Consider the following 9,863-nt stretch of genomic DNA (forward strand, 5'->3'; position numbering starts at 1 on the left):
GGCCCAGCTTGAATTGTTTCACGAGTGACAGTCAGACGTAGGGCGTTGTAGTCATATTTAACTTCTAACGGGCCAAAACATAACTCACAAACATTACTGGCTTTGAGTTCATATTCCGCACCACATTCCTTACACTTCAAGGCTTGAAAGTAGGCAGTGCTGGTTTGGGTTTGGGTTTGGGTTTTGATTGCCTGAGTCATAAACTAGCTTTCCCTGTTTGTCTGTCACTTGTCGCCTGATACTAACACGAGCAAAAATACCAGTCAAACATACCCGACTAAAAATATCGGGTATGTTTGGTATTGAGAGGAATGATTCTTGTAAAACTTTAATACTAGTAATCTCTACTTTTAGTATTTACACGCATACAAGTAATGTTATGAAAAAATAAAATAGCTTACTTTATTCAGTGTTAACACTGGAAAACGTTATGATTAAATCGCATTTTTGCATGACGAAATTGCATTTATTGAAATTGCTATCCTCTTTAAGCGATTTAAATCGCTTAGTTAACCTTCAATTTTTTTATCTAAATAACTCTTTAGAGCAGTATATATTTCTGATAACAAAGACTCAAAAACATTTGTATATATAAGTTTTAGTGTTTTTAGCATCTGAATCAACCCACTAAAATTGCTATGTGTGTTGCCACAATAAAGTTAATTTTTCAGCTTTGATGCACTCATTCATAGCTCAAGAAGTTACTTATTTATACGGAAGATTTTTTTTTGCTTTAAAAGCTACATTGCTATTTACATCTATAACTGGGCAAAATACAGTAATAAATTACACATATTTGCGATTGCCAGCTTTGATTCTCAAGGGTAAGCGTAAAACCACTAGACAAGCTATTTCTGGTTATTGTCTCAATATAATTTCCCAGGGGTGTCAATAATTTAACTCCTGAAATATGCATTCCCAAAACTTCAACGTTTTGGGCAGCCATAATCGGTAATTCCTTAAAAGGAATTGCCGAACTTTATCCTGTCTCAAAATCCGAGATACAAGTTCAGCAAACAAACTACTTATATGGTAAGTCGAAATCAATCCGTAAATAAGCAGCGTAAACTTTACCAATTTCTAGTAGCAACAGCATTATTAACTGGTAGCCTTTTCCAATTTCTCGCACCCGTATTAGCTGACGGAACTACTGCGGGTACATCTATCAGTAATACTGCAACAGCAACCTACGAAGATCCTAACAGTCCAGGGACAACTATAAATGCCACTTCTAATACTGTCGTTGTCACTGTGGCAGAGGTTGCTGGAATCACCGTCACAGGGTCTGGAGTTGCAGATAGCAATGGCGGTAATGTTGCAGTTGGCGACTTACTAATCTACACTTACACCTTGACCAACGTAGGTAATGACCCCACCAAATTCCACATTCCCAACCAAGCGACAACAACTGGGCCGGGTACAGTTTCTGGAACATTACCAAATGGTGGTACAGTTAATAGCCTGCAATATAGCACTGATGGTGGTCAAACTTGGATAAACGTCCCTCAAGGTGGCGTAGACACACCTTCTGTTCCGGTTAACGGTACTGTGTTAGTACGTGTGCCAGTAACTGTACAAGCTGGCGCTCAAACCAATGATGTCATTACTGTTACTCTTGGTAATACTCCTGGTGATGCTCAAAACCAACTGCGGAGTCCTGATGGTGGTGACGTATTCACCGTAGATAACCCCGATGGTAGTCCTGGTGAGGTATCTGGCACACCAGTTAATGGTACACGGGAAGCTAGCGCCACCGAGCAAATTAAGGTTGGTTTAACGGTGAAGACCTATGCCTTAGCCACCATTCTGAAGGTTCGCAGTGGCTATAACAATGCTGGCACAACTGCGATTACAGATGATAAATTGACCTACGATTTGAGTTTGCGAGTTGAGTCCAACGATCCCACAGGACAGGGAATTACACCAGCAGCTTTGACGGGTACAAGCATCAATGTTAATGGTGTTGCTGGCAACTATATTTTGGTTTCTGATGCGATTCCTGCGGGTACAGATTTGGCAGTAGCACCAACTGCACCTCCTGGTTGGCAAACTGTCTACACCACTAATCTAGTTACAACTAATGCTAATACAGCTAGTTGGACTACGACAGCACCAGCCTCTTTGGCCTCAGTCACTCGCGTTGGTTTTATCAATAATCCAGCGATTATTACTTCCATCGCTCCTGGTACAACGGTAAATGGCTTCTCGATTCAGCTAGCTGTTGAATCAACTGCATCTTCACCCTTAACCGTCGCTAATATCGCTCAATTGTTTGGTCAAACACCTAGTAGCAATTTCCCAGTATACGACGACTCTGGCGACCAAAATCCCAGCAACTATGACGGTTCCCCAGGTAGTATGACACCTCCTACAGGTACAGATACCAATGGTGATGGTATTCCCGATACTCTACCGCCCGGCAACGTTGATGATGGCTATATTATTACTCCAGCATCTCCAGAAACTGGAACTGACACGGGTAATAACAACAGCGGTACTGGTACAGGCGGTGAGGCGAATGTCTTCACAGTGCAAGCGCCTATTGCTTCAGCGTTACTCAATGGGCCGCAAAATGCGCCGGACGCTACTGGGCCGTCAGGTGGAACCAACGATGATTTCACTAACAAATCTTCTCTCGTTCCTGCTGGTACACCACTTGGTACTACACTTGACCCTCAATCAGTTGGTTTCACCAATACAGTTAAGAACAGTGGTACTGACTCAGGTGTTTTGAAGATAGAGCCAACTAAACCAACAAATATAGGAGATTTACCGAATAATACGAAGGTGACTATTACTTACGGTAGTCAGTCTGCTGTTTATACTTACAATAGTACAACGGGAGTGTTTACAACACCTGGTACAGCAATTACAATCCCCAACGTTGCTCCTGGTGCAAGTATCAACTATGGTGTGGAAGTTGATTTACCTCCAGGTACGCAGTTATCTACTGATATTAATAGAGGCTTCCCAGTACCCATCACTGCTTCGATTGACAACTACACGACGGACACCAACGGTGATGGAATTAAGGATACTGGCAACGATAATATCTTTGATTCATCCAATATCACCATCGATCGCGTGTATACTGGCTTCCTGAAACTGCTGAAAATGTCGCGAGTCTTACAAGGAACTGGACCTGTAGTCCAGGGGAATGATGGCACATTCAGTACCGATCCGAAGAAGCCTGCACCAGGAAACATTATTGAGTACCAAATTCAATACACAAATATTTCCGATCCTCAATCTGGAACCGGTAATGTGATTTTGAATGCTAACAAAGTTGTGATTACTGAAGATGGTACGCAAAGCCCCAACAACTGGGCGCGAGACAATGATAGCAGCGGTCAAATAGATACTAGCAACATCGTTGGTTCAGCAAAGGATTCTGGAACTGCAACCATCCAATTCTTCAGTGGTAATCCAGCTACTAACTCTGGTATTGACCAAACTGGAACTACGGCAAACACTGATGTTACCAAGTATGTGGATACTGTAACTGGCACGATCGCACCGGGTATTCAAAGAACATTTACCTTCCAACGCAAGGTGAACTAATTCGTTGGGATTGGGGACTCCGAAATTTGCAGACTCTGGTATAGAAGAGTCTGCGAACCATTTGACCTTATCCCCAACCCCAAACAGCAAGCAAATAGGGGAGTGACTCTTTCTTAGCAAAAGCTGGGAAAGATAAGTCAACAATTCACATTCTGGAATTTTTTTGAGGTTATTTATATGAAGCGTGTTTCTCTTGCAGGTTTAGGAGCATTCGCTCTCATTGCTACAGTTCCATTTGTCAGTCAAATTCCGGGAATCGCAAATGTATGGCATTCAGAAAGTGCTGTTGCTCAAAATATCAAAACTCAAGGGCAAATTCAATTGCGTTTAGAAGCAGAAAAGCAAGTGGTGGCACAGGATCAACAGGGTAAGCAAAGCCAGAAATGGGAACCTTTGAAAGGTCAAGTTGTGGTACGACCAGGAGATGTATTGCGATATACCTTGAGTGGCGAAAATCAGAGTGATCGCCCAGTGAAAAATTTGACTTTTAATCAACCTATTCCCAAAGGAATGGTCTACGTGCTGAATTCTACCAATGTCGCCAAAAATGCCAAAGTAATTTACAGCATCAATGGTGGACGTAGCTTCGTCGAAAATCCCACTGTTAAAGTTACTCTTCCTGGCGGCAAAGTGGAAACAAAACCAGCACCAGCCATTGCTTACACTCATATCCGTTTGCAGATTCCATCACTTGCAGCAAAGACAACAGTCAAGGCAACTTATCAAACCCAAGTGCGCTGATTAACACGCCACCTTGCTAACTCGGAAAATAGCCGCAATCAAGAATATTTTTAGATTCCACCTGGAAACGAGATTTTAAAAGAGTTTTAGCTTAACTGGATTTTCCCAAATAAATAAGTGCTTTTATTAACAACAAGCTTGACATTTCAGAGGAGATGTGGTAAGTGAACCGTCCTCAAAACCAAAAGCAAATTACTTCTAGCGGTAGCTGGTGGCGACGGTTAACAGCTACTGTTCTTCTGGGAAGTTTTTTGCATACTACTATATCTATGCCAGCGATCGCGCAACAGACTAAAAATCTGGTTGCGTCTGTGCCATTAATAAATCAAGCTACTTATACTTATACAGATTCTGCTAGCAATTATCAATATCAAGGAAGTTCTGAGCAAATCAATGTTAGTCCTATCCCCTTACTCGATCCATTAGGACGGATTTTAGGTTGTGCTGGCACAATCTTACCTGACTATACAGGTTTTTCAGTTGGGGTATACGAACCCAACTCTAGCGATCCAACGGGGATAGAATTGGGCAGTTTGGTTGCTTTGACTCGAACAGAGTTACCAGATATTCCTAATAACAACGTTCCTGGTGGAAAATCGCCAAATAACGAGAATAGTAATCCCTACTTCGTTACGAATAACCCTGCGGGTGTCTATAATTTCCTACTCGATCCGAATAAGGGTCAAACCGATCCAGGTAGAACCTACATTTTTGTAGTTAATCCACCACCAAATTCTATTTATAGACAGCGGCGGGTCAAGATTGAAATCCTTGCTAACAATGGCACACAAGGTAATGGTGTTGTGCGATATGTTGCTACTTCTCTAGATGGTCAACCAATCAGTCTTACAGGCGAAACCAGACTAGAGCAAACAGTTGTTTTAGTTCCCAATGCAGAAACAGTGGGACTGGATTTATTAGCCTTTGAATTCACTACAAATTTGTGTCAAGCCAATCAGTTACAGATTATCAAAACAGGCGATCGCGCTACTGCTGAACCTGGAGATACGGTAATCTACCGCCTGTCGGTAAGAAATCTCGCTGATGCTGGTTTGAATAATATATTTGTCACCGACAACCTACCTTTAGGATTCCAATTCTTGCCGAAATCAGTGCAAGGAGAGCTAGATGGTCAACCAGTCGCGATCGCTTCAGAACGCAACGGTAACACAGTGACATTCCGCACAGACATAACAATTTTCCCAGAGAAAGTCTTGAATATTGCCTACGCTGCTCAAATAACAGCCGATGCATTGCGTAGTACTGGTCGCAACACTGCGATCGTTAATGCTCAACGAGCTGATAACCGTTTTAGTACTAAGGATGGCCCAGCAACCCACCAATTGAAAATTCGTCCAGGAATCGTTTCTGACTGTGGCACGATTATCGGTCGGGTGTTTGTTGATAAAAACTTTGATGGCGAACAACAGCGTGGTGAGCCTGGAGTACCCAATGCAGTGATTTTTCTGGAGGACGGAAACCGCATCACTACAGATCCTAATGGTTTGTTCTCCTTAGCTAATGTCTTACCTGGATACCACACAGGTGTACTAGACCTCAGCAGTGTAGCGGGTTACACCCTAGCTCGTAACGAAAAATTCCGCGAACGAAATAGCCAATCTCGCTTGGTGCATTTAGAGCCTGGTGGCTTGGTACGCATGAACTTCGCTGTCACTCCAACATTTCAGGAGCCAGTCAAGAAATGAAAACCAGACTGCACTGTTTAACTACATTTAACCTGAGATTGATGGGGGCAATGCCAGTAGCTTTCTGCCTTGTTTTGTACCCTACAATTACAATTGTCAAAGCAGAAATCACTAGTGAAAACCTTCTTTTCCCTGAGTCACCTTCGCAAGCAGATAAGGGTATTAAAGAGAGAGAGGGTTTGAATTCTCCACCTCTCGAATTTGCCTCAACTTTTTCAGCATCGGCTCCTGAAATTCCAAATGTCCAGCTAGGTGAAACAGAAATACAACCATTTCAATCAAAAACTTCTGTAAATTTGCCCAGAGACTTAGGCAAAACAGTAGGAATAGAGGATAAAAACGACGAACGCAAAAATACTGAAACACTATTTCATGCTTCTCCAACAAAAATACAACCATTTCAACCAGCAACTTCTGTAGGTTTGCCTAGAGGATTACGCAAGATTGCAGGAGTAGAGGACGCGGGGACAAAGGGACAAGGGGTAAATGAAAATCTTTCCGTGTCCCCCACTGTCCCTATCTCTACAGCAATCAAAATCCTGACTCCGACGGCTGACAGTGTTGTAGACGTACAAGCTAGCACGGTAATTGTGCAGTTTCCCGCTGGTAGTCAAGTGGAATTGCGGGTAAATGGGGCGTTGGTAGACCCTTCTTTAGTGGGACGGACGGAAACTGATGCTACCACTAATTTGGTAACGCAGACATGGTATGGTGTCTCGTTAAAAGAAGGTACAAACACCATCTCTGCACAGGTTGTTGGAGGAACAGAACCCCCTGTAACAGTGCAAGTCGCAGTTCGGGGAGCACCGCAGCAATTAACTTTAGAAACAGTTGAGTCTCGTATCCCAGCGGATGGACGTTCTACAGCTACAATTCGGGGCCAATTCATCGATGCAGCTGGCAATCGCTCGAATCGTGATGCTGTTGTCACCCTCATACCGACTGCTGGGGAGTTGGTCGGGAAAGACTTCAAACCCGATGAACCGGGATTTCAAGTGGAAGCGAAAGCGGGGCAATTTACAGCGACGTTGCGATCGCAACTGAAGGCGGAAACTGTCACAATTCGCGCGATCGCTAATGATTTAGAAGCTTTCACCCAACTACAATTTGAAACGGCACTCCGTCCGAGTTTAGTTACTGGAGTCATAGATTTACGTTTGGGTGCTAGAGGTACAAATTATTATGGCAGTTTCCGTGATTTCCTCCCTCCTGACAAAAACAACGGAACCCAATTAGATTTCCATTCAGCGATATTTGCCACTGGTGCGATCGGAGAATGGTTATTTACAGGCGCATACAACAGTTCTCGTAGCCTCAATGAAGATTGCAACTGCGATAATCGCCTGTTTAGAACTTACCAATTCAGCGAACAAAACTATCCTGTCTACGGTGATAGCTCGAAAGTTGATGTGGTCGCTCCTTCCATTGATAGTGTATTTTTGCGTTTTGAGCGTTCAGCTCGTATCCCTGGCTCCGATCCTGATTATGCGATGTGGGGTGACTATAACACAGAAGAATTTGCGCGGCGATCGCAGCAATTTACTTCTATCACCCGTCAACTCCACGGTTTTAAAGCTAATTACAACTTAGGAAACCTACAAATTACAGGTTTCTATGGCGACCACTTAGAAGGGTTTCAACGAGACACCATTGCTCCTGATGGTACTAGTGGTTATTACTTCCTCTCTCGCAGGCTATTACAAGCAGGTAGTGAAAATGTCTTTATCGAGTTAGAAGAACTCAATCGTCCTGGAACTGTATTAGAACGCAAACAACTAAACCGAGGCCCAGACTACGAAATCGACTACGATCGCGGTACTTTATTATTCCGCGAACCGATTCTTCGTACCGATATCGATCGAACCGGACAAGTATTAGTACGTCGGATTGTTGTTAGCTATCAATATGACAGTGAAGACTCTGACGGGAGCATCTATGCTGGTCGTTTGCAATATAATCTTTCCCGCAAACTTAATCAGGAAAGTTGGATAGGAGCAACTTACGTTCAAGAAAATCACGGGGTGCGCGACTTTCAACTCTATGGTGCAGATGCGCTGATTGCTTTGGGTGACAACGGTAGATTAATCGCAGAATATGCCCATTCCACTAATGATTCTGATGTTTTGGGAAAGGTCAGAGGTGATGCTTACCGTTTAGAAGCTGAAGGAAAGATTACTAATGGGATTCAAGGTCGTGCCTATTATCGCTTTGCTGATACGGGTTTTGCCAATAATGCCACTATCAGCTTTGTGCCGGGACAAACCCGTTATGGAGCGCAGGTTACAGCTAAACTCACCTCAACTACCAACGTCAGAGCGCAATACGACCACGAAGACAATTTTGGGATTGCTCCCCAACCCTTAGATACCTTTGAAGAATTGTTTGCACCACGTTATGAGGCGATACCTGGTAGCAAGGTTGATAATTCACTGACGACGATTTCCGCTGGGATTCAACAACGTTTGGGTAAAGCTACTCTGGATGTGGATTGGATTCATCGTCGTCGGGAAGACCGTATCCCCGATAGTACTTTAAGTAGTAATTCCGATCAATTGCGATCGCGTTTTTCAGTTCCTCTAGCTAAAAACCTAACCTTCCAAGCCCAAAATGAACTCAGCTTATCTTCCCAAAAAGATACTGTTTACCCAGACCGTACCATTTTGGGGTTGAATTGGGCGGTAATTCCTGGTGTCAGCGTCAGTTTGGCCCAACAGTATTACAGTAGCGGTCAATATTCGGGTAATTCCATTACTAGCTTGAGTGTCAACGGCGAACACAAACTCGGAGCGGATACTACCTTGACCGGTCGTTACTCAATTTTGGGTGGTGCTAACGAAATGACTACTCAAGGTGCAATTGGTATAAATAACCGCTGGACTATTGCTTCGGGATTGCGGCTGAACGTTGCTTACGAACACGTATTCGGCAACTTCTTCGGACGCACGGCGGCAGGTCAACAATATGCCCAACCGTACGCCTTTGGTCAATCAGCATCTGCGATCGGGTTTGATGGTGGCGATAGCTACAGTGTTGGGCTGGAATACAGTGATAATCCGCAGTTTCAAGCCAGCGTCCGTTATGAACATCGTTCCTCTTCTGGTGGTAGTAATACAGTAATTACCGCAGGTGCTGCGGGTAAAATTTCTCCGGCTCTCACAGCTTTGGTACGTTATCAACAAGCCGGTTCTTCCAATCAAAAGCTTTCAGGATTGCGAGATACCGCTAACCTCAAGCTTGGTTTAGCCTACCGCGACCCCAATAGCGATAAATTTAATGCTTTATTGCGTTATGAATATCGCCAAAATCCATCAACCATCCCTGAGACTATCCTGTTAGGAAGTGGTACGGGTTCTCAAGACCATACCTTTGCTTTAGAAGCGATTTACGCTCCTAACTGGCAATGGGAATTCTATGGGAAATATGCTTTGCGTAACAGCACCTCTTACATAGCTAACGATTTAGCCGGTACTAGCACAGTAAATCTGGCCCAAGTACGCGCTACCTATCGTTTGGGATATAGCTGGGATTTGGTGGGTGAGGCTCGTGTAATTAGTCAGTCTAGCTACAGTGAGACAGGCTTTGTTGTGGAAACAGGCTACTACCTCACGCCTAACCTGCGCGTTTCTGCTGGTTACGTCTTTGGTAAAGTTGATGACCGAGATTTTTCAGGAACACGTTCTGCGGGAGGCGCGTATTTGGGCTTTACGGTTAAGCTCAACGAATTGTTTGACGGCTTTGGACAACAAAAACCTGTAGCGCGCCAGCCACAGGAATCAGCGATGAAAACTTTGGTCGGTAAACTCAAGGCTGCAATGAGGGGGATGCAAAGGCGTGAAATATAAAAAGGTCAGGACT

At 43.8% G+C, this 9,863-nt stretch carries 4 protein-coding genes and 1 pseudogene; 4 read left to right on the forward strand and 1 reads right to left on the reverse strand.

Going from position 1 to position 9,863, the window contains the following annotated elements:
• Positions 1-200, reverse strand: a pseudogene (locus tag IQ229_RS02665) (threonine synthase); the annotation flags it as partial.
• An 829-nt stretch (positions 201-1,029) separates the two neighbouring features.
• Here IQ229_RS02665 and IQ229_RS02670 point away from each other — a divergent pair.
• The 4 genes from IQ229_RS02670 to IQ229_RS02685 all read left to right on the forward strand — a co-directional run bounded on the left by IQ229_RS02670 (position 1,030) and on the right by IQ229_RS02685 (position 9,850).
• Positions 1,030-3,561: a beta strand repeat-containing protein gene (locus IQ229_RS02670; protein ID WP_194041042.1), complete on the forward strand. Its 2,532-nt coding sequence runs from the start codon at positions 1,030-1,032 to the stop codon at positions 3,559-3,561.
• Positions 3,562-3,738: 177 nt separating this feature from the next.
• Positions 3,739-4,302: a DUF11 domain-containing protein gene (locus IQ229_RS02675; protein WP_194041044.1), complete on the forward strand. Its 564-nt coding sequence runs from the start codon at positions 3,739-3,741 to the stop codon at positions 4,300-4,302.
• 269 nt (positions 4,303-4,571) lie between these two features.
• A complete protein-coding gene (locus IQ229_RS02680; protein WP_194041048.1) occupies positions 4,572-6,008 on the forward strand; it encodes a DUF11 domain-containing protein in 1,437 nt (478 codons plus the stop codon).
• Positions 6,005-9,850, forward strand: a complete 3,846-nt coding sequence (locus IQ229_RS02685) for a porin family protein (protein WP_194041046.1) — start codon at positions 6,005-6,007, stop codon at positions 9,848-9,850. The genes IQ229_RS02680 and IQ229_RS02685 overlap by 4 nt, the downstream gene beginning before the upstream one ends.
• Positions 9,851-9,863: the final 13 nt, after the last annotated feature.

It is taken from the genome of Nostoc cf. edaphicum LEGE 07299, assembly GCF_015207245.1.
GTDB classification, from domain to species: domain Bacteria; phylum Cyanobacteriota; class Cyanobacteriia; order Cyanobacteriales; family Nostocaceae; genus Nostoc; species Nostoc edaphicum_B.